Source organism: Nocardiopsis sp. CC223A (assembly GCF_030766825.1).
GTDB lineage: Bacteria > Actinomycetota > Actinomycetes > Streptosporangiales > Streptosporangiaceae > Nocardiopsis.
Window position 1 is genome coordinate 35,598 of record NZ_JASFDV010000002.1, and the last position, 22,746, is coordinate 58,343.

18 protein-coding genes are annotated in these 22,746 nt (G+C 72.8%); 8 read left to right on the forward strand and 10 right to left on the reverse strand.

Annotated elements, in window-relative coordinates; genetic code table 11:
* The first annotated feature begins 105 nt into the window (after nt 1-105).
* Nucleotides 106-1,179: an antibiotic resistance protein VanZ gene (locus QJS33_RS01195; RefSeq protein WP_306365940.1), complete on the forward strand. Its 1,074-nt coding sequence runs from the start codon at nt 106-108 to the stop codon at nt 1,177-1,179.
* Here the strand turns inward: QJS33_RS01195 and QJS33_RS01200 are convergent.
* The 4 genes from QJS33_RS01200 to QJS33_RS01215 form a co-directional block, all read right to left on the reverse strand.
* A complete protein-coding gene (locus QJS33_RS01200; RefSeq protein ID WP_306365941.1) occupies nt 1,176-1,592 on the reverse strand; it encodes a DUF3592 domain-containing protein in 417 nt (138 codons plus the stop codon). The genes QJS33_RS01195 and QJS33_RS01200 overlap by 4 nt on opposite strands.
* Nucleotides 1,593-1,605: 13 nt before the next feature.
* Nucleotides 1,606-2,241 (reverse strand): TetR/AcrR family transcriptional regulator, encoded by a 636-nt coding sequence (locus QJS33_RS01205; RefSeq protein WP_372339561.1) that lies wholly within the window; start codon nt 2,239-2,241, stop codon nt 1,606-1,608.
* 76 nt (nt 2,242-2,317) lie between these two features.
* Nucleotides 2,318-4,360, reverse strand: coding sequence for a YhgE/Pip domain-containing protein (locus tag QJS33_RS01210; RefSeq protein WP_306366060.1), 2,043 nt, complete (start codon nt 4,358-4,360; stop codon nt 2,318-2,320).
* Nucleotides 4,361-4,415: 55 nt separating this feature from the next.
* Nucleotides 4,416-5,210: an ATP-binding cassette domain-containing protein gene (locus tag QJS33_RS01215; protein WP_306365943.1), complete on the reverse strand. Its 795-nt coding sequence runs from the start codon at nt 5,208-5,210 to the stop codon at nt 4,416-4,418.
* Between the two features lie 267 nt (nt 5,211-5,477).
* Between QJS33_RS01215 and QJS33_RS01220 the strand changes: the two genes are divergently transcribed.
* Entirely contained in the window at nt 5,478-6,254 is a 777-nt protein-coding gene (locus QJS33_RS01220) for an endonuclease V (RefSeq protein ID WP_306365944.1), read from the forward strand.
* A 94-nt stretch (nt 6,255-6,348) separates the two neighbouring features.
* Here the strand turns inward: QJS33_RS01220 and QJS33_RS01225 are convergent, their stop codons facing one another.
* Entirely contained in the window at nt 6,349-7,788 is a 1,440-nt protein-coding gene (locus QJS33_RS01225; RefSeq protein WP_306365945.1) for a GuaB1 family IMP dehydrogenase-related protein, read from the reverse strand.
* Nucleotides 7,789-8,016: 228 nt separating this feature from the next.
* Between QJS33_RS01225 and QJS33_RS01230 the strand changes: the two genes are divergently transcribed.
* Nucleotides 8,017-8,967 (forward strand): CDP-alcohol phosphatidyltransferase family protein, encoded by a 951-nt coding sequence (locus tag QJS33_RS01230; protein ID WP_306365946.1) that lies wholly within the window; start codon nt 8,017-8,019, stop codon nt 8,965-8,967.
* Nucleotides 8,968-9,061: 94 nt separating this feature from the next.
* Here QJS33_RS01230 and QJS33_RS01235 read toward each other — a convergent pair whose 3' ends face one another.
* Nucleotides 9,062-10,216, reverse strand: coding sequence for an acyltransferase family protein (locus tag QJS33_RS01235; protein ID WP_306365947.1), 1,155 nt, complete (start codon nt 10,214-10,216; stop codon nt 9,062-9,064).
* 540 nt (nt 10,217-10,756) lie between these two features.
* On the opposite strand from QJS33_RS01235, the gene QJS33_RS01240 reads away from it, so the two are divergent.
* On the forward strand, nt 10,757-12,493 hold the full coding sequence (locus QJS33_RS01240; protein ID WP_306366061.1) for an amidohydrolase: 1,737 nt from the start codon (nt 10,757-10,759) through the stop codon (nt 12,491-12,493).
* 87 nt (nt 12,494-12,580) lie between these two features.
* Nucleotides 12,581-13,303, forward strand: a complete 723-nt coding sequence (locus QJS33_RS01245) for a M48 family metallopeptidase (protein WP_306366062.1) — start codon at nt 12,581-12,583, stop codon at nt 13,301-13,303.
* Between the two features lie 3 nt (nt 13,304-13,306).
* On the opposite strand, the gene QJS33_RS01250 is transcribed toward QJS33_RS01245, so the two are convergent.
* A complete protein-coding gene (locus QJS33_RS01250) occupies nt 13,307-15,457 on the reverse strand; it encodes an elongation factor G-like protein EF-G2 (RefSeq protein ID WP_306365948.1) in 2,151 nt (716 codons plus the stop codon).
* Between the two features lie 159 nt (nt 15,458-15,616).
* Between QJS33_RS01250 and QJS33_RS01255 the strand changes: the two genes are divergently transcribed.
* The 3 genes from QJS33_RS01255 (at nt 15,617) to QJS33_RS01265 (ending at nt 19,486) form a co-directional block, all read left to right on the forward strand.
* Entirely contained in the window at nt 15,617-17,365 is a 1,749-nt protein-coding gene (locus QJS33_RS01255; RefSeq protein WP_306365949.1) for a type II CAAX prenyl endopeptidase Rce1 family protein, read from the forward strand.
* Between the two features lie 140 nt (nt 17,366-17,505).
* The gene (locus tag QJS33_RS01260) at nt 17,506-18,285 is read left to right on the forward strand and encodes an alpha/beta hydrolase (RefSeq protein ID WP_306365950.1); all 780 of its coding nucleotides are present in this window, start codon (nt 17,506-17,508) and stop codon (nt 18,283-18,285) included.
* A 22-nt stretch (nt 18,286-18,307) separates the two neighbouring features.
* Complete coding sequence (locus QJS33_RS01265) at nt 18,308-19,486, forward strand: MFS transporter (RefSeq protein ID WP_306365951.1); 1,179 nt, start codon at nt 18,308-18,310, stop codon at nt 19,484-19,486.
* Here the strand turns inward: QJS33_RS01265 and QJS33_RS01270 are convergent.
* The 3 genes from QJS33_RS01270 to QJS33_RS01280 form a co-directional block, all read right to left on the reverse strand.
* A complete protein-coding gene (locus tag QJS33_RS01270) occupies nt 19,473-20,447 on the reverse strand; it encodes a hypothetical protein (protein ID WP_306365952.1) in 975 nt (324 codons plus the stop codon). The genes QJS33_RS01265 and QJS33_RS01270 overlap by 14 nt on opposite strands.
* Nucleotides 20,448-20,632: 185 nt before the next feature.
* Nucleotides 20,633-21,184, reverse strand: coding sequence for a peptide deformylase (locus QJS33_RS01275; protein ID WP_306365953.1), 552 nt, complete (start codon nt 21,182-21,184; stop codon nt 20,633-20,635).
* Nucleotides 21,185-21,580: 396 nt separating this feature from the next.
* Complete coding sequence (locus tag QJS33_RS01280; protein WP_306365954.1) at nt 21,581-22,396, reverse strand: nucleotidyltransferase domain-containing protein; 816 nt, start codon at nt 22,394-22,396, stop codon at nt 21,581-21,583.
* Between the last annotated feature and the right edge of the window lie 350 nt (nt 22,397-22,746).

Below are 22,746 nucleotides of genomic sequence, written 5' to 3' on the forward strand. Positions count from 1 at the left end.
GCGTCCGAGGGCGACCATATCGGTTCAAAGCGGCGTTCGACACCCGGGGAGGCGCCCGTCGTACTACCGTTGCGCCCTGGACAGGGAGCAGGGAGGGCAGTGCGTGTGATCCGACCGTTCGGCACCGGGCAGGAGGCCGTGGACGTGGCCGTCGTCGCCGTGCCCCTGCTCGTCCTCCTCGCCGCCGCCCTCTACCTGCGCGGACAGCACCGGCGTTACGGGCGGCTGTACGGCCGCCCCGGGCGCGCCAGCCTCGCGGCGCTGCTGACCGGCCTGGCCCTGGCCGCCTACGCGGTCTGGCCGCTGCCCGCCGCCGTCGACGGGCTGTGCTGGCCCGGGGCGGGACAGGACCCCGCCGGCCGGTACGGACCGGCCCTGGCCTTCGCGCTCTTCCTGCCCGTCGGCTGGCTGGCCCGCGACCGCTTCCGCCGCGGCCCGGTGGTCACCCTGCTGCTGGGGGCCGCCCTGGCCCTGGCCGCCGACGCCGTCCGCGGCACCGGCCTGCTGGGCGTGTACCCCTGCGCCTACGCCGAGGCCTCCCCGCTGTTCGTCGCGCTCGGCGTCGCCGGGACCGCCGTCGGCTGGCTGCTCGCCCGGTTCCTGCTGCCGCTGTGGCCCTGGGGCGACACCCGCGGCTGGCCGGGCGCCGTGCCCGACCGGGTCGCCCCCGACCTCACCCGCCGCACCCTGGGCACCCTGCTCGACCTGGGGCTGTGGTGGTACGGGGCGAGCACCCTGACCGCCGCCATGACCGCCGTGGGCGTGATCGGCGCCGACTCCGACGGGCACGTCCGCACCGCCGTCCTGCTGGGCACCGCCGCCGTCTTCGGGGTGTTCGTGCCGCAGCTGCGCCGGGACCGCTGCACCCCCGGCCGCGCCGCCGTCCGGCTGGCGCTCACCGAGCCCGCCCGGCCGGCCCCCGCCGCCCGCCCGCGGGTGCTGGCGCGCACCGCGCTGCTCACCGTCCCGGTGGTGCTGTTCATCGCGTTCGGACACCCGTGGATCGCGCTCGCCGTCGTGGTCGTGCACGCCAGCTCCGCGCTGGTCCGCCCGGACCGGGTCGGCCTGGTCGACCTGCTCTGCGGTACCCGGGTGCGCACCCGCGCGATCACCGACGGCTCGCTGCCCTCCCGCCTGGTCCGCTACACCGAACCCCGCGAGCCGGCGGCCGCGCCCTAACCCCTCAGATCCCAGTCGAGGTCCCAGGCGAAGTAGCCCAGCAGCACCCCGGCGGCGATCAGGATCGTGCCCAGGGTGGCGAACATGCCGCGCACCCAGTGCGACAGCCAGGGCGCCGACACGATACGGGCCAGCTCCGGGCTTTCCGGGTCGTAGGAGACGGTGACGATCTCACCCGCCCGGGACGCCGTCCAACCCGTGTTCTCGTGCTCGGCGTGCACCTCCTGGCCGTCCTCGGTGCGGAACTGCACGATCATCCGCGAGGCCGTCGAGGTCTCGTTGTAGCCGATGACCCGCCCCTTGGCGCGCACACCGTGGCGTATCAGGCGCAGTTCGAGCCGGGTGTCGCGGGTGACCACCGCCAGGATGGCCAGCCCGGACAGCAGGGGGAGCAGTGGGTACAGCGAGGCCATGTCGGGCGTCCTCTCAGGGATCTGTGGGGGAGACGGGCGTCCCCAGGAAGCCGTGGACCATTCGGGCCAGGGTGGCGTGGATCTCCTCCACCGGCCGGTCCGGTTGGAGGGTCCGCCAGTCGAGGGCCACCGTCACCACCATGCCGAACAGCGCGGATCCCACAAGCCCCGTGTCCAGGTCCGGCCGGAGGAGTCCGGCGGCGGCCAGCGCGTCCAGCCGCGCGGTGACGACGCCGATCGCCTCCGTGCGGATCTGGCGGACCGTGGCGTACCAGGTCCGGTTGGTCCGCCAGGCCTCGGCCATGAGCAGCCGGGCCAGGGCCTCGTGCTCGCCGATGAACTCCACCCCGGCCCGCAGGACCGCGGTCAGCGCCTCGGCCGGATCGGCGCCGGGGTCCGGGGCCGCCTCCTTGAGGGTGTCGGCCAGCCGGGTGATGCCCCATTCCATCAGCGCCGTGTAGAGCTCGCTCTTGCCGCCGAAGTTGTAGTAGACGGTGCCCTTGGCGACACCGGCGCGCTCGGCGATCTCGTCGACGGTGGTGGCGCCGTACCCCTGCTCGGAGATCAGGGTCACGGCGGCCTCGAACAGCCGCCTGCGGGTGGCCTCGCGGCGGCCGCTCACGGGGCGGTCGGGGGTGCTCACACTCATCCGGTCCATTCTGCCCCCGATCGGCGCCGGAACCCTTCCGGCGCCGATCCGGGCTCGTTGCTCCCGCGGGCTCCGGTCAGAGCTTCAGGGAGGGGTACAGGGCGCTCATCGTCCACATCCGCTTGCGTTCGACGGTCATCCAGGTCAGCAGCAGGGGCACGACGAGCCACAGGGCCATGACCCCGAACGCGGGCCAGACCAGGGACAGGTCGCCGCCGCCCATCAGGTTGCGCAGGGCGGTCACCCCCCAGTGCAGCGGCAGGTAGGGGCCGATCGCCTGGAAGAACGCCGGACTGGTCTCGATCGGGTAGGTGCCGCCGGCCGAAGTCAGCTGGAGCACCAGCAGGGCCAGCGCCACCACCCGGCCGGCCGCGCCGAACCGCACGTTCAGGTACTGGACCGTGGCGGCGAACGCCGCGGCGGTCAGCAGCAGGAACGCGATGAGCACCGGCCAGTTCCAGGACCGCAGACCCAGCAGCAGATGCAGCGCCGCCATCATGACGGCCACCTGCCCGAACCCCAGCAGCATCGGGACCATCCGCCCGGCCAGCGCCACCCGCCACGAGGGGGCGGAGGAGGCCAGCGCGCGCGTGGACAGCGCGGGCAGCACCATGAACACCACCATCGCGCCCACCCACAGGGACAGGGGGACGAAGAACGGCGCGAACCCGGTGCCGTAGTCGGGCGCCTCGTTGTCGATCTCGCTGCTCAGCCGGACCGGGGCGCTCATCATGTCGCCCGCGTCCTGCCTGCCGGTGTCACTGTAGGTGGGGATCTGCCCGACCCCGTCCTCCAGCCCCCCGGCCAGCTCGTCGGAGCCCTCGGAGAGTTCGCCCAGCCCCTCGTGGAGTTCGCCGGAGCCCTCACCGAGCAGCTCCAGGCCCTCGTCGAGCTCACCGGAGGCGATGGACGCCTCCTCCAGGCCGTCGCGCAGCTCCCCGGCGCCCTCGGACAGCTCCTCCAGGCCCTCGTCCAGCTCGTCGAGCCTCTCGCGGGCGTCCTCGGCGTCCTCGATGTAACCGGGCAGGTCCTCGGCCAGCTCGGCGGCCTTCTCGCTCAGGTCGGCGGCCTCGTCGGCGGTGGAGACGATGTCCTCGCGGTTGTCCTCGACGAACGTCGCCGTGGACAGCGCCACGTCCATCCCCTCCTGGAGGTCGCACAGCAGCAGGTAGAGGTCGGGCTGCTCGGTCTCCAGCTCCGGGTGCTCCCGCAGGTAGGTGTCCAGCCGCCCGTCCAGCTCCTCCAGACCCGCGGTGTCGATCTCCTCGGGGAGCCCGTGCAGGAGGTCGGCGATGCCGCCGGAGACGTCGGCGACCAGCTCGGCCCGCTCCTGGATGTCGGGGGTGTCCTCCTCCAGCCGGGGCAGCCACTCGTCGGCGAGCTCGTCGATCTTCTCGACCTGCGCGGACACCTCGGTCGAGGCGGTCGATGCGCCGGTGGCCAGGGCCTGCGAGCCCGCGTACAGCTCGCCCAGCCCGGTGTCCAGCTCGCCCATGCCCTCGCCGGCGGTGCCCAGGTTGGTCGACAGCTCGCCGGACCCGTCGTAGGCGTCGCCCGCGCCCTCCGACAGCAGCCCGGCGCCCTCGGCGGCCTCCTCGGTCTTGCCGTGGATCTCGTTGAAGCCCAGGAAGATCTCGTCGAGGTAGCCCCTGATCGCGGTCTGCTCGGCGGCGTCGCGGACCTCCTTGAAGGCCGAGCCCGCGAGCTGGCGCACGACGAAGCTGTTGGCGTCGTTGTAGTGGGCGACCAGCATCGCCTGCACCGGGGCCTCGCGGTCGCGGGAGGGCGAGGTGAGGTCGGCGCTGAAGTTCGCGGGGATGGTCAGGGACACGTAGTAGTCGCCGTCGGTGACCCCGCGGGCGGCCTCCCGCGCGTCCACGAGGTGCCAGTCGAGGTCGCCGCGCTCCACCAGGGTGTCGGCCAGCTCCTCGCCCGCGTTCACCTCCTCGCCGTCCACCACGACGGTCCGGTCCTCGTTGACGAGGGCGACGGGCAGGTGCTCCATCCGGCCGAAGGGGTCCCAGAAGGACCACAGGTACATCCCGGAGTAGAGCAGGGGGATGAGCAGCAGGGCGGCCAGCGCCGCGGTGGGCAGGGGGGAGCGGAGGAAGGACCGCATGGTGAGCAGACCGAGGCGGGGGACGGCGAAGGGGCGGAACCGGGGGCGGCTGGTCTCATCGGTCACGGTGCTCGTTCCCGTCCTCTCCGTCGGCGGTGGCGGTGTCGCGGTCGGCGAACAGCTCGGAGAGGCGCATCTCCCCGGCTTCGCCGGTGTCCGCGGTGTCTTCGGGGCCCTCCTCCGGGGGCCCGCCCTGGTCGATGGGCAGCGGTCCCTGGGTGTCGGTGTCGGCGACCTCGGCCAGGGCGGCGGCGTCGGCGCAGGTGGCGATCACGGTCAGCCCGGCGTCGGTCAGCCGCTTGAGGCTGTGCCACATCAGCGCCTGGTGCTCGTCGGACAGCCCGCCGTCGACGTCGTCCACGGCCAGCAGCCGGGGTTCGGCCATCAGGGCCAGCGCCACGCCCAGCCTGCGGCGCTGTAGTGCGTCCAGTTCCTTGACCAGGGTGCGCCGGTCCAGGTCGCCCAGGTCGGTGGCCTCCAGGGCGAAGTCGGCCAGTCCCCGCGCGGCGGGCCGGAAACGCAGCAGCGCCGCCTCGGACAGGTGCTCGCTCACCCGCAGCCGCTCGTCCAGGGAGTTGACCTCGGTCATCAGGCCCAGCGCGCTGATCCGGCGCACCCGGCGCGCCCGCTTGGGCAGTTCGTGGCCGTCCACGTACACGTTCCCCGAGGTGGGCCGCATCCGGCCGGTGAGGGTCAGCAGCAGGGCGCTGCGTCCGCCGCCGGAATCGGCCTGGAACACGGTGAGGGTGCCCGGGCGCGCGGTGAAGTCCACGCCCGTGTACACGGGGCCTTCGCGGGTGACCAGCGCGACGTCCTCCGCCACGACCCTGGCCCCGGTGGCCAGACGCATTCTCCGCCTCCTTTTGAACTGACTGGTCAGTGCAAAACCAACGGGTTCACCGTACCGCCACGGCCGGCCGCTTCGAGCATCGGCCGCCGTGACTCCGCGCACAACGCGACGCACGCTGCGGCGGCGGGGAACACGTGAGGATTTGACGAGAGGGTTGCCCCGCGCGCGACCACGGCGCGGGTGCGGTTGGATGGGGGAGCGGCCGGAACGGGCCGGGTCGAACGAGCGGGCCGCCCGCGGCCGGCGGGCCGGATGAGGAGGCGTCGGGTGTCGGACATCGCCGAACGGGTCGGCCGGATCCTGGACGACCCGGAGAACTGGCCGGGCGACCCCGGGGAGGCCGTGGCGCTCCAGCGCCGCATGGCCGACCTGGTGCGCGAGGAACCGCTGGACGCGGCGGCGGTCCGCACGGTCGCCGGGCTCGATGTCAGCTACGCCAAGGACGACTCGGCGCTGTCGGCGGCCGCCGTGGTCCTGGACACCGCCACCCTGGAGGTCGTGGAGTCGGTCGCCATCGCCTCCGAGGTGTCCTTCCCCTACATCTCCGGGCTGTTCTCCTTCCGGGAGCTGCCGCCCGTGCTGGAGGCCCTCGGACGGCTGGAGACCACGCCCGACGTGTACCTGTGCGACGGGTTCGGGCTGGCCCACCCGCGCCGCTTCGGGGTCGCCTCCCACCTGGGGGTCCTGCTCGACCTGCCGGTCGTCGGCTCGGCCAAGTCGGTGCTCTACGGCAGGCACTCGGTTCCGGGGCCGGAGCGCGGATCGTGGGCCCCCATGGTCGCCGGGCGCTCGGAGGTCGTCCCCGACTCCGCCGCCCTGGCCGCCGGCGGCGCCGAGGTGATCGGCCGGGCCCTGCGCACCCGCACCGGGGTCAAGCCCGTCTACGTCTCCGTGGGCCACCGGGTGGACCTGGACGGCGCCGCCGACCTGGTGATGCGCCTGTCACCGAAGTACCGGGTGCCCGAGCCGGTACGCCACGCCGACCGGCTGTGCGGCGAACACCGCAGGCAGGTCCTGGCCGCCCGGACCGCGTCCGAGGAGTGAGGGCCGCCCCGGGAACAGCGCCGGCCCCGGGAACGGGAAAGGGGAGGCGCCGCGGCGCCTCCCCGGGGTCCGTCGGCTCACCCGCGGGCCCGGGTCACCAGCTGGTGGGGACCGGGCGGCCCTCGGCGTAGCCCGCCGAGCTCTGCACGCCCACCACGGCGCGCTCGTGGAACTCCTCCAGCGAGCTCGCGCCCGCGTAGGTCATGGAGCTGCGCACGCCCGCGATGATCTGGTCGATCAGGTCCTCCACACCGGGGCGCTCGGGGTCCAGGTACATGCGGCCGGTGGAGATGCCCTCCTCGAACAGCGCCTTGCGGGCCCGCTCGAACGGCGAGTCGTCGGCGGTGCGCAGCCGGACCGCGCGCGCCGACGCCATACCGAAGCTCTCCTTGTACTGGCGGCCCTCGGCGTCGCGCATGACATCGCCCGGCGACTCGTAGGTGCCCGCGAACCAGGAGCCGATCATCACGTTGGACGCGCCCGCGGCCAGCGCCAGGGCCACGTCGCGCGGGTGGCGCACACCGCCGTCCGCCCACACGTGCCCGCCGAGCTCGCGCGCGGCGGCGGCGCACTCCAGCACCGCCGAGAACTGGGGGCGGCCCACCGCGGTCATCATGCGGGTGGTGCACATCGCGCCCGGGCCCACACCGACCTTGACGATGTCGGCCCCGGCCTCGATGAGGTCGCGGGTGCCCTGCGCGGTGACGATGTTGCCCGCCACGATCGGCACCGAAGGGGCCAGCGCCCGCACCTTGGCGATCGCGGAGACCATCTTCTCCTGGTGGCCGTGCGCGGTGTCGATCACCAGGGTGTCCGCCCCGGCGGCCAGCAGGTCGGCGGCCTTGCCCGCCACGTCGCCGTTGATGCCGACGGCCGCGGCCACCCGCAGTCGGCCCCGGCCGTCCACGGCCGGACTGTACAAAGTGGAGCGCAGCGCCCCGGTACGGGTCAGCACGCCCACCAGGGCGCCCTCGCCGTCCACCACCGGCGCCAGCCGGTGCCGGGAGTCGTGCAGGATCGCGAACGCCGCCTCGGGGTCGGTGTCGGCCGGGATGGTCACCAGCTCCGTGGACATGACGTCGCGCAGCTGGGAGAACCGGTCGACGCCGGCGCAGTCGGCGTCGGTGACCACGCCGACCGGGCGGCGGGCCTCGTCGACGACGATGACCGCGTTGTGCGCCCGCTTGGGCAGCAGGTTGAGGGCCTCGCCCACGGTGCTGCCCGGGTTCAGGGTGATCGCGGTGTCGTGGACCAGGTGCCGCCGCTTGGTCCAGGCGATGACGTCGGAGACCACCTCGATGGGGATGTCCTGCGGGATGACCGTGATACCGCCGCGCCGGGCGGTGGTCTCGGCCATCCGGCGGCCCGCGACCGCCGTCATGTTCGCCACCACCAGCGGGATGGTGGTGCCGGTGCCGTCCGGCGAGGACAGGTCCACACTGAGCCGGGAGCCCACGGCGCTCCGGTTCGGGACCATGAACACGTCACTGTAGGTCAGGTCCTGCTGGGGCGCCTGGTCGTTGAGAAAACGCAATGCCTCTACCTCGGTCGAGACCGAAGGGGGTGGACCATCCTGTGCCAGCGCACACGGCCGCCTGTTGATCCCCCTCTTACCAGTCAAGTATGCCGTCACCGATTGGCTCGGACGACCCCCCATCTGGCATGATGACTCGATTCCGCTGACACGGCCCCTCCCTCGGCCCCTGGCAGAGCGCTGTCGCAGGGTGCGGGTTCGGGGCGTCGCCTCCCTGGAGACACACGCATGCCGCGTTTCACGTTCGCGCAGGTGAAGGAAGAGACCTACAAGGCGAAGGACGCCTGGTGGACCGTCTTCCTGGTCGACCCGCTCGCCGGTCGACTGGTGGTCTGGACCGCCAACCGCACCGACGTCACCCCCAACCAGCTGACCCTGGGGGCGGGGGTCCTGGGCCTGCTGTCCGCGGTGTGCTTCGTCATGCCGGTGTCCGGGGTCGGCGCGGACTGGGCCTGGGCGGTGGCCGGCGCCCTGCTGTTCCACCTCAGCTTCGTGCTGGACTGCATGGACGGGAAGATCGCCCGCCTCAAGGGCACCGGCTCGGTCTTCGGCAGCTGGGTCGACTTCGTGTTCGACCGCATCCGGTTCTTCGTCTGCATCATGGCGCTGCTCGTCGGCCAGTGGCTGGTGACCGGCCAGGCCGCCTACCTGATCGCGGCCCCGGTCATCGTGTTCTTCGACCTGCTGCGCTACCTCAACGGCTCCCAGGTCGCCAAGACCCGCCGCGGGATGCACCGGACCCTGGCCGAACTGGCCGGCGACACCGACCGGCTGCACGCCGACGCCGCCTCGGACCTGGGCGACGACGGCGCCGAGGACGACGAGGGCGACGCCGTGTCCGGTGCGGCCGACCCGGAGCAGGCTCCGGTGCCGAGCGGGCTCTATGGCCGGGTACGCCACTTCCTGCTGCGCCACCGCGTGCGCCCGCACCTGTTCAGCGGCATCGAGTATGAGATGTTCCTGTGCGTGGTCGCGCCGGTCACGGTCCTGGTCTCCCTGTTCACCCCGCTGAACAGCCTCATCATCCCGGTCGCGGTGTTCTCGGTGCTGGCCCTGGGGTTCTTCGAGGTCGTGCTGGTCGCCCGGCTGTGGAAGGACACCCGCCGCTTCGAGGTGCGCCGCCGCGAGCTGATCGCGGCCGGGGCGGTCCCGGAGGGGGCGCGGGCCGGCGGCAGCTGACCCGCGGGCCCGCCGGACCCGGCGACGACGAAGGGGCGGTGCGCGTCGGCGCACCGCCCCTTCGCGGTTCCGGGACCCGGCGGAGCGGGAGGTGTCAGACCTCGGCGGTCCTCTTCTCCCTGTTCCCGTTCTCCTTGTTCCCGACCTCCCCGTCCCCGCCGCCCGGGGGGACGGGGGTGGCCTGCGGCTCGTCGCGCTTGAGGAACCAGGACATCTGCGGCTCCACCGCCCAGCGCATGCCGGCCCGCACCCACGGGGTGCACAGCAGCAGCGCGACCGCCAGGCCGAGGGCGACGGTGACCGCCGCGCCGACCATGTCGTCCATGGCGTCGTACCAGGGCGACGCCTTGAGGAGGATGAACACCACCGAGTGGCCGAGGTAGACGTACAGGGTGTAGGAGCCCAGAGCCGTGAACCAGGTCCGCCTCTTGGGGGTCAGCGCCAGGAACGCGACGGTCATCGCCAGGGCCAGGCCCATGAAGGCCAGCCGGATGCCCAGGCTCGGGATCAGCGGGTCGATGTCGCGGTCGGTCAGGCTGTCCCGCCAGAACAGCCAGTCGCTGCTGAGCCCGTCGGAGATGGGCACCGCCAGCGCGGCGGTGGTGCCCAGCACGACCAGGGAGGCCAGCCGCAGCCACAGCCTGTCCAGCCACAGGAAGTGCTCGCGGCGCAGGCTCAGGCCCAGCACGAAGAACGGCAGGAAGCTCACCACACGGCCCAGGGACAGGGTGTCGCTGAGGCTGGTGGTGGCGGCGAACAGCGAGATCGCGAACGCGACGAGGACCGGGGCGCGCAGCCGCTTCCACACCGGGACGCTCAGCCGCCACAGGAACAGCGCGACGAGGAACCACAGGGTCCAGGTCGGCTTGAGCAGCGACAGGGAGTCGCCCGGCCCGCCGCGTTCGACGGCGTAGATGGACTGGTGGATCGTCCAGAAGATCAGGTAGGGGACCGCGACGGTCAGGACCAGCTTCTCCACGCGGTTGGAGGACCCGTCGAAGGATCTGGAGAGGTACCCGCTGATCACGATGAACGCGGGCATGTGGAAGAAGTAGATCCAGTAGTACAGCGCGCCGACGGCCGGGATGTCCCGCATCGGCTCGATCGCGTGGCCGACGACGACCAGCACGACCAGGAGGAACTTCGCGTTGTCCAGACGGGCGTCGCGGTACGGGGCCGTGCCGGTCGCAGCGCCGTCCCCCGCCGGGGCGGTGGCTCCGGGCTCTGTGCCGGTCGACGGTCTGGTCATGAATGAGGCCACAAGTGGACTCCGGGTTCGGTGGACTTCACAGAGGTGTGTTCATTGCGGTTCCGTCCCAGGGCTCCGGCGGGGGTCCCACGCCGTCCGGGGGTGTCGCGGTGCCGCGTGGCGCGCGAGGGGAGGCACCGGAACATCGGATGAATCGAATCGTGCTGCGTTACCCTACTGTGATGTAGGAAGGTGCGCCAGCGGTTCTCCGGAATTCGGCGAAATCTCCTCCCGGTCCGCGGTGCGAGCGGGGAGCGAGATGGCTCGTGTGACACATGAGCATGTTTCGGGCCAGAAGACGCCGTTCCGTGTGCAGACACTAACCCATCCGAGTCACCGGACCGCACCCGGGGACCACGGCGGTGGTGCGGACCGGCACGAACGTGTCAGTGTGGGGACGTGGCGGTCACGCCGATAAGCTGTGCCGTCAGGTGGCGCCCGCCGGGCGCGACAGGCCCGGTCGAGTATTGAAGAAGGCGGTGGAATACCGTGCCGCACGCGGTGGACCCCAACCGTGCAGCCCAGCACGGGGGCGTGGTCATGCGACTCCTCGACGAGCTCTTCCCGCTCGTGGAGGGGTTCTACGTCGACCTCCACAAGAACCCGGAACTCTCCCACGCGGAGCACCGCACCGCCAGCGGTGTCGCCGAATGGCTGACCCGCACCGGCTACGAGGTCCACAAGGGCGTCGGCGGCACCGGCGTCGTCGGTGTCCTGCGCAACGGACCCGGCCCCACGGTGATGCTCCGCGCCGACATGGACGCGCTCCCCGTCGAGGAGAGGACCGGGCTGCCCTACGCCAGCACCCTGCGCACCGAGGACGAGACCGGGGCCGAGGTCCCCGTCATGCACGCCTGCGGCCACGACGCCCACACCGCCTGCCTGGTCGGCGCCGCCGACCTCCTCTCGGAGACCCGCGAGGAATGGTCCGGCACCGTGATGATCGTCGCCCAGCCCGGTGAGGAGACCCTCGACGGCGCCCAGAAGATGCTGGCCGACGGGCTCTTCGAGCGGTTCGGCCGCCCCGACGTCGTCCTGGGCCAGCACCTGGGCCCGCAGCCCGCCGGGCTCATCTCCCACCGCGCCGGGGTCATCCTCGGCTCCTCGGCCTCCTACCGGGTCCGCGTGTACGGCGAGGGCGGACACGCCTCCCAGCCGCACACCGCCGTCGACCCGGTGCTGATCGCCGCCAACATCGTCACCCGCCTCCAGGGCGTGGTGTCCCGCGAGGTCAGCCCCAGCGAGATGGCCGTCCTCACCGTCGGCCGCATCCAGGCCGGGACCAAGGCCAACATCATCCCCGACGAGGCCTACCTGGAGATCAACACCCGGGCCCTCAACGACGCGGTCGCCGACCGGCTGGAGGAGTCCATCCAGCGCATCGTGCGCGCCGAGGCCGCTGCCTCCGGGGCCGTCCGCGAACCCGAGATCGAACGCTTCCAGGGCGCCGGGGTGACCCGCAACGACCCCGAGAGCGTGTCCGCGGTCGCCTCCGCCCACCGCGCCTACTTCGGCGACCAGTACGTCATCCACCTGCCCGACCCGTCCCCCTCCACCGAGGACTTCGGGTACTACGGGCTGCCCGACGACCCGCGGCCCATCCCGTACGTGTACTGGTTCGTCGGCGCCACCCCGCACGACGTGTGGGACGCCGCCCCCGGCGACACGCCCTACGAGAAGCTCGGCAACGTGCCCAGCAACCACTCGCCGTTCTTCGCGCCCGCCCGCGAGCCCGCGCTGCGGGCCGGGCTGGCCGCCCTCACCGTCGCCGCACTGTCCTACCTGGGCAGTGACCGCGAGGACGCGCCCGCCCCCGCGCCCTCCGGCGCGATGTTCCCCGGCCCCGCGCCCGACGACGTCCCGGTGCCCGTGCCCGTCGCCGACGTGCGCCCGGCCCACGAGGAGCCCACGATCGACCCGATCGGGCAGCCCTCCGGCCCCCAGGAGGCGGGGGACTACGGCAACGACGCCTACGACAGCGCCTTCCTGGCCTCCTCCTGGGACACGCCGCCCAGGGAGGCCGACTCCACCCACGACGCCGACATGGGCGCCGTGTTCAACGCCCAGGACGAGGAACTGCGCGAGGAGTGGCGCAACGAGAAGGTCGAGGAGTCGACCCTCTCGGCGGACATGGCCGCGTTCCTCGACGAGGACGAGGAACCGCGCCGGCCCCCCGCCGGTCCGGCGTTCGGCGGACCGCCGCCCCAGGGCAGCGCCCACCACGCGCCGCCCCCCGGGCCGGAGGAGGACCGGCCCGGCCCCGACCACCGCTACTGACCGGGGGTGGGGGTCCTCCCCCGCCGCTGGGGCGACCCCGGGAACACCCGCTCGCTGCGGCACCCGCGGGAGGTCCCGCTGCTGGCGATGTGCGTCGGAGCGACCCTGTTCACCGTGGCGGGCGCGGTCAGCCGCGCCTACTCCGGTGACCCCAACGAACCGCTGCTGCTGCTCAGCATCCCCGCGCTGGTGTACTTCGTGCGCGGCCAGCTGTACGCGCGCCAGCGGGTCAACGGGGTGCGGATCACCGAGGGGCAGTTCCCCGAGGTGCACCGGATGGTGGTCGAGGCCGCGCGGGCGTTCGGGATGCGGCGGGTACCCGAGGCGTACGTGGTGCCCGGCAACGGGGTGCTGAACGCCTTCGCCTCCGGGCACGGGTCGCGGCGGTACGTCGCCGTCAACAGCGACCTGTTCGAGGTGGGCGTGCGACTGGGCGACCCGGACGCGCTGCGGTTCTTCATCGGGCACGAGGTCGGCCACATCGCCGCCGGGCACACGTCGTTCTGGCGGCAGTTCGGGATCTCCGTCGCCAACGTCATCCCCGGGGTGGGCAGCAGTCTGGGGCGGGCGCAGGAGTACACGGCCGACAACCACGCCTACGCGTTCTGCCCCGAGGGCGTGCAGGGGTTCCGGGTGATGGCCGCGGGCAAGTACCTGTACCGCTCCGTCGACTTCCAGGACATCGCCGACCGCGCCCACACCGACACCGGGTTCTTCGTGCTCCTGGTCAACCTCCTGTCCGGCCACCCCGTCAACACGTTCAGGTTCGCCGCCCTGGCCGACCGCAGCCGGCCCGGCCGGGTGTTCTGACGTTCAGGCGTCGTCGCGCTGCCGGGGCAGCCTGGCCGCCACCTGCGGCGGCAGCGGCTCGTGGCGCAGGTAGCGGCGGGTGAACACACCCGTTCCGTGCGACAGCGAACGCAGCTCCACCGCGTAGCGGGTGATCTCCAGCTCGGGGACCTCCGCCCGGATGACCGCCCGGCCGCCCGGGGCCGGCTCGGAGCCCACCACCCGGCCGCGGCGCGCCGACAGGTCGCTCATCACGGTCCCCAGCAGCTCGTCGTCGACCTCCACCTCCACCGAGTCCACCGGCTCCAGCATCGCCAGCTCCGCGGCGGCCGCCGCGTCCTTGAGCGCCAGCCGGGCCGCCTTCTGGAACGCCATGTCGGAGGAGTCCACCGAGTGGGCCTTGCCGTCGTAGAGGGTCACCCGGATGTCCACCAGCGGGTAGCCGGTGTCCACGCCGTCGGCCATCTGGGCGCGTACGCCCTTCTCCACGGACGGGATGTACTGGCGCGGGACCACACCGCCCACGATCCTGTCGACGAACTCCAGGCCCGCGCCCGACTCCAGCGGCTCCACCTTGATCCGGCAGATGCCGAACTCGCCGTGGCCGCCGCTCTGCTTGACGTTGCGTCCCATGCCCTCGGCCGGACAGGAGAACGTGGTGCGCAGCGGGACGCGCACCTCGTCGGTCTCCACCCGCACCCCGTACCGGTGCCCCAGCCGGTCCAGTGCCGCGTCCAGGTGCGCCTCGCCCAGGGTCCACAGCACCATCTGGTGGGTCTCCGGGTTCACCTCCACCCGCAGCGACGGGTCCTCGGCCACCAGCCGCGCCACCGAGTGCGACAGTTTGTCCTCGTCGGCGGAGGACGCCGCGGAGATCGCCACCGGCAGCAGCGGTTGCGGGAAGTGCCACGGCGCCACCCGTAGCGGGCGCTCCGGCGAGGAGAGCGTGTCACCGGTGCGGGCGTCGGGCAGCTTGGCCACCAGGCAGACGTCGCCCGCCCCCACCGCGCCCACCGGGTGGTTGTCCCGTCCGACCGGCACCGACAGGCCGCCCGCCCGCTCGTCGCGGCCAGAGGTGTCCAGGTCGTCCGAGCCGGTCAGCCCCGACGGGACGCCGTGGCCGTGCAGGTGGACCACCGAGTCCGGGGACAGGGTCCCCGAGAACACCCGGACCAGGCTGGTGCGGCCCACGTACGGGTCGCTGGCGGTCGCCAGCACCTCCGCCACCAGCGGGCCGTCCGGGTCGCAGGACAGGCCGCGCACCGGGCGGGTCTGTAGGTCCACCACCTCCGGGAAGGGGCGGCGGGTCGGGTCCGGGCAGGAGACCGGGAGCTCGCGCAGGAGTTCGCGCACGCCCACGCCCGTGGTGGTGCCGATCGCCAGCACCGGGTGGAAGCCGCCCGCGGCCACGGCCTTCTGGAGGTCGGCGATGAGCAGGTCCGGGTCGAGTGCGCCGCCCTCCATGTAGCGCTCCATGAGGACCTCGTCCTCGCTCTCGGTGATGACCTCCTCCACGAGGGTCTCCCGCAATGCCGCGGCCCGGTCGCTCAGGTTCTCCGGCGGGGTGTGCCCCTCGGCGGAGTCGTAGTCGTGGTAGCGCTCGGAGACCAGGCCCCACAGGCCGACCAGCCGCCGGTCCTCGCCGGAGCCCTCGAAGGCCGGGAGGTAGGCGGCGTGGACGCCGTCGCCGAAGGCCTTGCGGCACTGGGCCACCACGTCCTCGAAGTCGGCGCGGGGGTGGTCCACCTTGGTGACCGCGACCGCGCGCGGCATGCCCACCGCGGCGCACTCCTCCCACAGCACCCGGGTGCGGCCGTCGACGCCCTCCAGGGCGGAGACGACGAACAGGGCGGCGTCGGCGCCGCGCAGCCCGGCGCGCATGGCGCCGATGAAGTCGGCGTAGCCGGGGGTGTCCAGAAGGTTCACCTTGACGTCGCCGACCATGACCGGGTTGACGGTCAGGTGCACCGAGCGCTTCTGGCGGATCTCCACCTCGTCACGATCGCTGACGGTCGTGCCCTCCTCCACGCTGCCGGGCCGGTGGATCGTCCCGGCAGCCGAGAGGAGGGCCTCGACCAGGCTCGTCTTGCCGGCGCCGGTCGGTCCGACCAGCGCGATGTTGCGGATGTGCGCGGGCCCTGCGGCCCTCGGTACGTCTACGGTTCGATCGACCATCCCACTGCCCTGCCCTTCGGGATCCGTACGGGGCCGGCCGGTCACCGACCTCGATGTGACCTGTGACACTCTCTACGGTCGCCTCTGGTCCGGATAACCACAAGAGGACGATGTCCGGCATGTGCTCTATGGCTCGTTTCGGACCTCTACTATTGCCCCGTGCCATGGTCCGAGACACTTCCTCAGTTCAGCCTCGCGGGGACCCTGCTGACGGTCCTGCTGCTCTTCTTCGCGGCGTTCGGCGAGCCCTACCTCGGCAGGCGGACCTTCGCCTGGCTGTCCCGCCGCCGCGATACGGACGCTAACGCGCTGGTCAAGGTGCACGCCGTGACCATGGGTGTACACGCGCTGTGGGGGGCGCTGGTACTGGTCGTGCTGTTCACCTCCCCGGACCTGGCCGCCGCCGACCTCGGCCTCCGGCTGCCGCACGCGTTGGGCCCCGTGGTGGGCGGCGCGCTGGGCGGCCTGCTCGCCCTGGTGGTGCTGTGGGTCCTGGTCAACGGGCTGCCGCCGTGGCTGAAGGACCGCCTGCCCCGGGGCAGGCCGAAGGGGCGCAAGCGCGGCGGCCGCCGCGTGGCCGCGGACCGGCCGGTGTCCCTGCCCGAGCCCGAGCGGGACCGGTGGCTGCTGATCCCCTACACGCGCAACGAGCGCCTGGCCGCGGTCGGCGCCGCGGTGACCGGCGGCCTGTGCGCGGAGCTGCTCTACCGGGGGCTGTTCATCGTCCTGGTGGCGAGCATGGGCGTGCCCCTGTGGATCGGCGCGGTGCTGTCGGTGCTGCTCTTCGCGGTGGCCTACCTGTACCAGGGCTGGTGGGGGCTGGTCAGTGCGGGGGCGTCGGGCACCCTGTTCGTGGTCCTGTACCTGGGCACGGGCAGCCTCTGGGTGCCGGTCCTGGTCCACGTGGCGCTGAACCTGCGCTCGCTGGCCTTCCCCCCGGCCGAGCTCCGCGAGGAGTCGTACGCCTACGACGGGTACGAGGACGACGGGTACGAGGACGACGCCCCCGGTCCCCCCACCGCTCCGACCCCTCCGCACGGCACCCCGGCCCTCGCGGCCCCGCCCGCCCTCGCAGCGCCTCCCGGCGTGCCGGGCACCGGCCCCCGGCCCGCCGGCGCGCACGGCGGTCCGCAGTCGGGTTCGGCGGTGTCGTGGGGTACGCCTGCCGGTGGCGTGCCTGCTCCGGGTGGGGTGGAGTCCGGTTTCGGTGTTCATGGTGTTGGTGGGGCACCGGGGGCGGATGGTGGTTCCTCGCCCGCACCGGTTCGGGGCGTCGATCCTCGCGGTGGTCCGCAGTCGGGTCCGATGGCGTCGTGGGGTACGCCTGCCGGTGGCGTGCCCGCCCCCGGCGGTGTCCATGCCGCGGGTCGGGGCATCGGCCGCCGGTCGGATGAACCCGTACGGGGCGCCGACCCGCAGGGCGGACCACGGCCCGGTGCACCGGCATGGGGGGCTCCGGGGGCGCCCGGGTACGGCGGAACCGGCCTCCACTCCGGCGCGCACGGTGCCGACGGGGCACCGGGTACCGGTCCGCGGCCGGGCCACGACCATCGGGGCGAGCCCCGGGGCGGCGGAACTCCCTACCCGGGCGGGGCGGAGTACCGGCCCGGTGCCCACGGTGCGGGTGCGGCGGGGCCGGGGAACCGGCCGCAGCCCGGTACGCCCGCCGGGGGGCCGCCCCCGTTCGGTGACGGCCGTCGGCCGGACCCGTCGGCCCGGGGTACCGGGCCGCAGCCCGGCGCCCCGTACCGGGGCGCGTCCGGGCCCGCCGGGGACGCCGCGTGGAACGGTGACGCACTCGGCGGATACGGCGGCGGCGACCTCCTCGGCGGGGACACCGCCGACGAGTACGGGAACCGCCCGCTCTACCCCGACGAGCGGATCGACCGGCGCTTCGGCGACCACTGACCGCACCGCCGGGGACACCCCGTCGAGGCCCGCCCGTATCCGGGTCGGGCGGAGACGGGCGGGCGTTCCGGATTCGGAGGTCGTGTCCGACACACCCGGTGCGGGTTTTCCGATCGGGACGGATCGGGCACGATGGAGGTGTGTCCGACGCCATCGACCATCCGCAGTCGACCTCCCAGCGCTACTGGCTCACCACCGCCGACGGTGTCGGCATCGACTCCGTGCTGCTGCGCGGCGCCCCCGGCCGCACCGCTGCCGTCGTGCTGGCCAACGGCTTCACCGGCAGCTACCGCAGCCCCCACACCCGGGCGATCGCCGAATCCTTCAGCCTGATCGCGGACGTCATGACCTTCGACTTCCGCGGCCACCACGGCTCCGGCGGGTACAGCACCGTCGGCGACGCCGAGATCCACGACCTGGAGGCCGTCGTCTCCCACCTGCGGGGACTCGGCTACACCTCCATCGCCACGGTCGGCTTCTCCATGGGCGCCGCCGTCGTCGTGCGCCACGCCGCGGTCTACAAGGGCGTCGCCGCGGCGGTCTCCATCAGCGCGCCGAGCCGCTGGTACTACCGCGGCACCCGGCGGATGCGGCTGATCCACCTGGGCGTGGGCCGCACCGCGGGCCGCTTCTTCCTGCGCAGCTTCCGCAAGGTCCGCGTCGCCGACCGCGGCTGGGACACCCGGCCCGCCGAACCCCGGGAGATCGCCGGGGACGTCGCGCCCGCTCCGCTGCTGGTCGTCCACGGCGAGGCCGACACCTACTTCCCCACCTCCCACGCCACCGCCATCTACGAGGCCGCCGCCGACCCCAGGGAGCTGTGGATCGTCCCCGGCATGGGCCACGCCGAACCGGCCGTGTCCCCGGAGCTGACGCTCCGGCTGCGCTCGTGGCTGCGGGAGCACCTCGCCCTCGAATGAGCACATGGGCTAGAAAGGGAGGATGATCCCCTCTTCTTCCTCCGTCGGCGCGGCCCCCGGCCTCCGAGGCCGCGGCTTCGCCCTGCTCATCGTCGCCACCGCCGTCGGACTGTGCGGCTTCGCCGCCGTCCTGCCCCTGGTGCCGCTGTGGGCGATCCGGGGCGGGGCGGGGGAGTTCGGCGCCGGGACCACCACCGCGGCGTTCATGCTCACCACCGTCCTCACCCAGCTGGCCATGCCCCGGGTGCTCGAACGCGGCGGCTACCGCTGGGCCTTCCCCGCGGGCTCGCTCATCATGGGCCTGCCCACCCCGCTGTTCGCCCTCAGCACCGACCTGGCCCCCCTCATCGCGATCTCCGCGGTCCGCGGGGTGGGCTTCGGCATGGTCAGCGTCGCCGGGACGGCGCTGGCCGCCCGGCTGGTCCCGCCCGAGCAGGTGGGCCGGGCCACCGGCTACTACGGGCTGGCGGTGGGCCTGCCGCAGGTCGTCATCCTGCCGGGCGGCGTCGCCCTGGCGCTCGACCTCGGCTTCGACACGGCGTTCTGGCTCACCGGCCTGTGCTCCCTGATCGGCGCCGCCCTGTCGGCGGGCGTCTGGTTCGCCGACGGCGGCCGCAACCGCCCGCTGCTGCGCGCGACGCCGCGCCCGGCCCAGGACGCCGGCCGCGGCGCCTCCCTGGCCGGTCCGCTGGTGCTCATGCTGCTGACCGCCTCGTCGGCCGGGGCCGTCGTCACCTTCGTCGCGGTGCCCCTGGCCGATACCCCCTGGCTCGTGGGCGCGTCCCTGGCCGCCTACGCGGCGCTGGTGGTGGTCGGCCGGTGGAGCGCTGGGTCCTCCTACGACCGCTACGGCCGCACCCTGTTGCTGCTGCCCGGGATGGCGGCCGCCGTCTGCGGCACCGCTCTGATCGCCGCGGGCCTGTGGGGCCAGGACGGCTGGGTCCTGGCCGGTGCCGCCCTGTTCGGCCTGGGGTTCGGCGCGGTCCAGAACGAGACCGTCACCCTCATGCTGAACCGCGCCGGCCCGACCGGTCAGGGTCGGGCCAGCGCGGTGTGGAACATCGGCTACGACGCCGGCGCCGGGGCCGGCGCGATGTCGCTGGGCCTGCTCATCCAGACGCTGGGCTACGGTCCGGCCTTCGCGGCGCTGGCCGTGGCGCTGGCGGCCGTCCTGCCCCTGGCGCGGGTCAGTAGGCGGTGATGTGCACGTGGTCGTAGTGGTTCTGGGTGATGCTGCCCCGGTCGTTCATGAACCGCCACGACCGGTTGGCCGAGTGCCAGATCTGCTGCTCCCAGATCACGTACTCCACGCCGAGCCGGTCGGCGTTGTTGATCGCGTAGTCGGCGATCCGCTGCCCCCAGGCCTTGTTGTCCGCCGAGGGGTGGGTGCCGTAGCTCACCATGAAGTCGCAGGCCCGCCCCTGGCCGTGGTCGTCGGCGCTGTTGCGCCAGCAGCCAACCGGGAGCGGGACGCCGACGTTGCGGATGATCTCGTCGCGGATCGCGGCCATGCGGGGGGTGGTCTGCGCCCACCCATTGCCGACGGCGCTCTGCGGGATGTCGCCGGTGCCGCCGCCCGCGGGCGGTTCGGGCACCTGTGACTCCTCGTACTCCTTGATCTTGGCCGCGACCTCCTCCTTGTTCTCTTCGAGTTCCTCGATGAGTTCCTCGGCGTCCTTGAGCTCGACTTCGAGCTCGTCGCGGACCTCCTGGGCCTCGTCGCGGGTCTCGATCAGACCGGAGATCTGCTCGGCCTGGCTCGCGCCGAGGTAGGTGAGGGTGGCGGCGTCCCCGTACATGTCCTGGGGTTCGCTGGAGAAGATCACGGAGAACGCGGGGTCGAAGCCGTTGCTGCTGGACTTGTACTGGGTGGCGACGATGGCCGACACCCCCGCGCGCGAGCCGTCGAGCCGCTCCTCGATCTCCTCAAGGTCCTCCTCGGCCTTCTTGACGCGCTCCTTGACCTCGGTGAACTGGAGCAGTTCGCCCTGGTAGGTCTCTTCGAGCTCGTCGGCTCGCCGCTCCAACTCCTCGATGTCCACCTCGTCGTCGTCCGGCTCCGCGAGGGCGGTTCCGGGCATGGCGACGGCGAGGGCGGCGACGGCTGACGCCAGCGACAGCGCGGCGCGCCTACCGCGCCGTGAACGGGGCGTGGGTGTCATGTCTGCTCCGAGAGGGTCAGGGGGCATCCGGACGGGGGCACCGTGGCGGAGGATGCTCAGCCGACCCTATGAGATCGTGGCGTTACATGCCTAGTGCGTTGACTCACGGGACTGTGGGGGAGTGCGCGGGGATGTGTCCGAAGATACCCGTACCGAAGGACCGGAGTGACCCTTTTGCTCCTGGTTCAGCCGGTCCCACCGAAGGCGCTCGGCAGCGGTCCCGCGGCCTTGGTCTCCCCCTGCGGCATGAACCAGTCCGAACGCCGGATGTCGCGCAGCGCCTTCTTGCGCAGCTCGGGGGTGAGCCGGTCGATGTACAGCACCCCGTCCAGGTGCTGGGTCTCGTGCTGTAGGGCGCGCGCCATGAGGCCCTCGCCGGACACGGTGACCGGCTCGTTGCGCAGGTCCACACCGGTGACGACCGCGCGCATGGCCCGCCGCGTGGGGTACCAGAGCCGGGGGATGGACAGGCAGCCCTCCTCGCCGTCCTGGGTCTCCTCGGAGAGCTCGGCCAGCTCGGGGTTGATGACGTAGCCGATGCGCCCCTCGACGTTGTAGCCGAACACCCGCAGGCCCACCCCGATCTGGGTGGCGGCCACCCCGGCGCGGCCGGGTGCGTCGACGGTGTCCAGCAGATCCTTGACCAGGGCCTCGGTGTGCCGGTCGAACCTGGTGACGGGCGTGGTCGGGGTGACGAGGACGGGGTCGCCGAAGCGGACGATGGGGCGCAGGGTCATGCCCACAGGGTAGTCGCTGCGCCACGTGGCCGTTCCGGGGGTGCGAGTCGTCTGCGGGGTTTCGGAGGACCCGCAGGGGTGGTCCCGGAGGAGGGGCCCGTGGCCGTGGGTCACCCGTTGGGGGTGGTGGGCGACGGGAGGGCGGGGACCCCGCCGGAGGGGCCACCGTGTCTTCCGAAAGCCGTTCCGGGGGTGCGAGTCGTCTGCGGGGTTTCGGAGGACCCGCAGGGGTGGTCCCGGAGGAGGGGCCCGTGGCCGTGGGTCACCCGTTGGGGGTGGTGGGCGACGGGAGGGCGGGGACCGCGCCGGAGGGGCGACCGTGTCTTCCGAAAGCCGTTCCCGCCCGCGAAGGGGGTCGGGCGCGAACCGCAGCGGAGGTCCGGGGGACCAACGGTTTCAGGCGGCGGCCAGACCGGGGCGCAGGGCGTCGTCGAGGACCATCTCGATGTAGTCCAGAGCGGCCCGGCGGCGGGCCAGGGCGCTCTCGTACAGGGAGGGCGCACCGCTGCCGCGGCGGACGCGCAGGCACTCGTTGACGATGCGCTGCCAGCGTTCGGGGAAGGCGTGCAGGGCGTAGGCGCCGGCGCTGGACTTGGAGGTGATCTCGCCGGTCTTGAGGGTGAAGTGCAGGCGGCTGACGCTGAGCACGCTCCAGGAGGGTGCCAGGGAGCCCAGGACGGCGAGGCCGCGCGGGGTGACGAGGCGGCCGGCCTTCTCCCGCCAGCGGCGCCACTGCTCGTCGAGGGAGCCCAGCGACCAGGTGCGCAGGCTCTCGCGTTCGTCCCACACGTCGAGTTCGAGCGGGTGGGGGCCGCGCAGGGTGACTCCGTGACAGGCCAGGATGTGCCAGGTGACCGGGTTGACGTCGGAGGCGGCCCGGTCGCGGAAGCGGCCGCCGATGACGGAGGGGACGGAGCCGCAGGCGGAGGGGTCGCGGGTGAGGTCGTCCCAGGTCACGTGGATGCCGTTGAACTGGGGGCGGGGGACGTCGGCGCGGGTGCGGGCGTGTGCCTGGCGGAGCAGGTCGCTCTCCCGCGGATCGGGGCGCCGGGAGGTGACGATGACGAAGTCGACGTCGCTGGTGTGCGGGCGGAAGTCTCCCAGGGCCACCGAACCGGTCAGGTAGAGGCCCTCGACCAGGCCGGGGGAGACCCGGTCGGCGTGTTCGAGGAAGGTCTGCGCGAGTGTCCGTACCCGAGGGTGGACGGCCATGCTCACTCCAGTCTGGACGATGCGGTGCTCCGGCGGAACACACGACCCGGGGTGAGGGGGCTCCGGGACGATGCGCAGGGAGGGGCTGTTGTGGCCCCCGGGCCTGCGGTGACATCCGTGTTCCGCTTCTTAGTTTGAATCCCTTTTCAGGCCGATGGCAAGTGATGGCGCCGCACTCTCACCCTGACCCCACGGGGTGAGTGGTGCGAGGTCCAGGGCGAAAGAGGGGGCTGTGCACCCTTGACTTGATGGTCGATCCTGTGCTATCCGATGCATGCGCGGGGTGGTGCCTTTGGGGTGCTTTCCGGGCATTCGACGGCAAATCGGTACCCGGTGTCATTTCGGGTGTC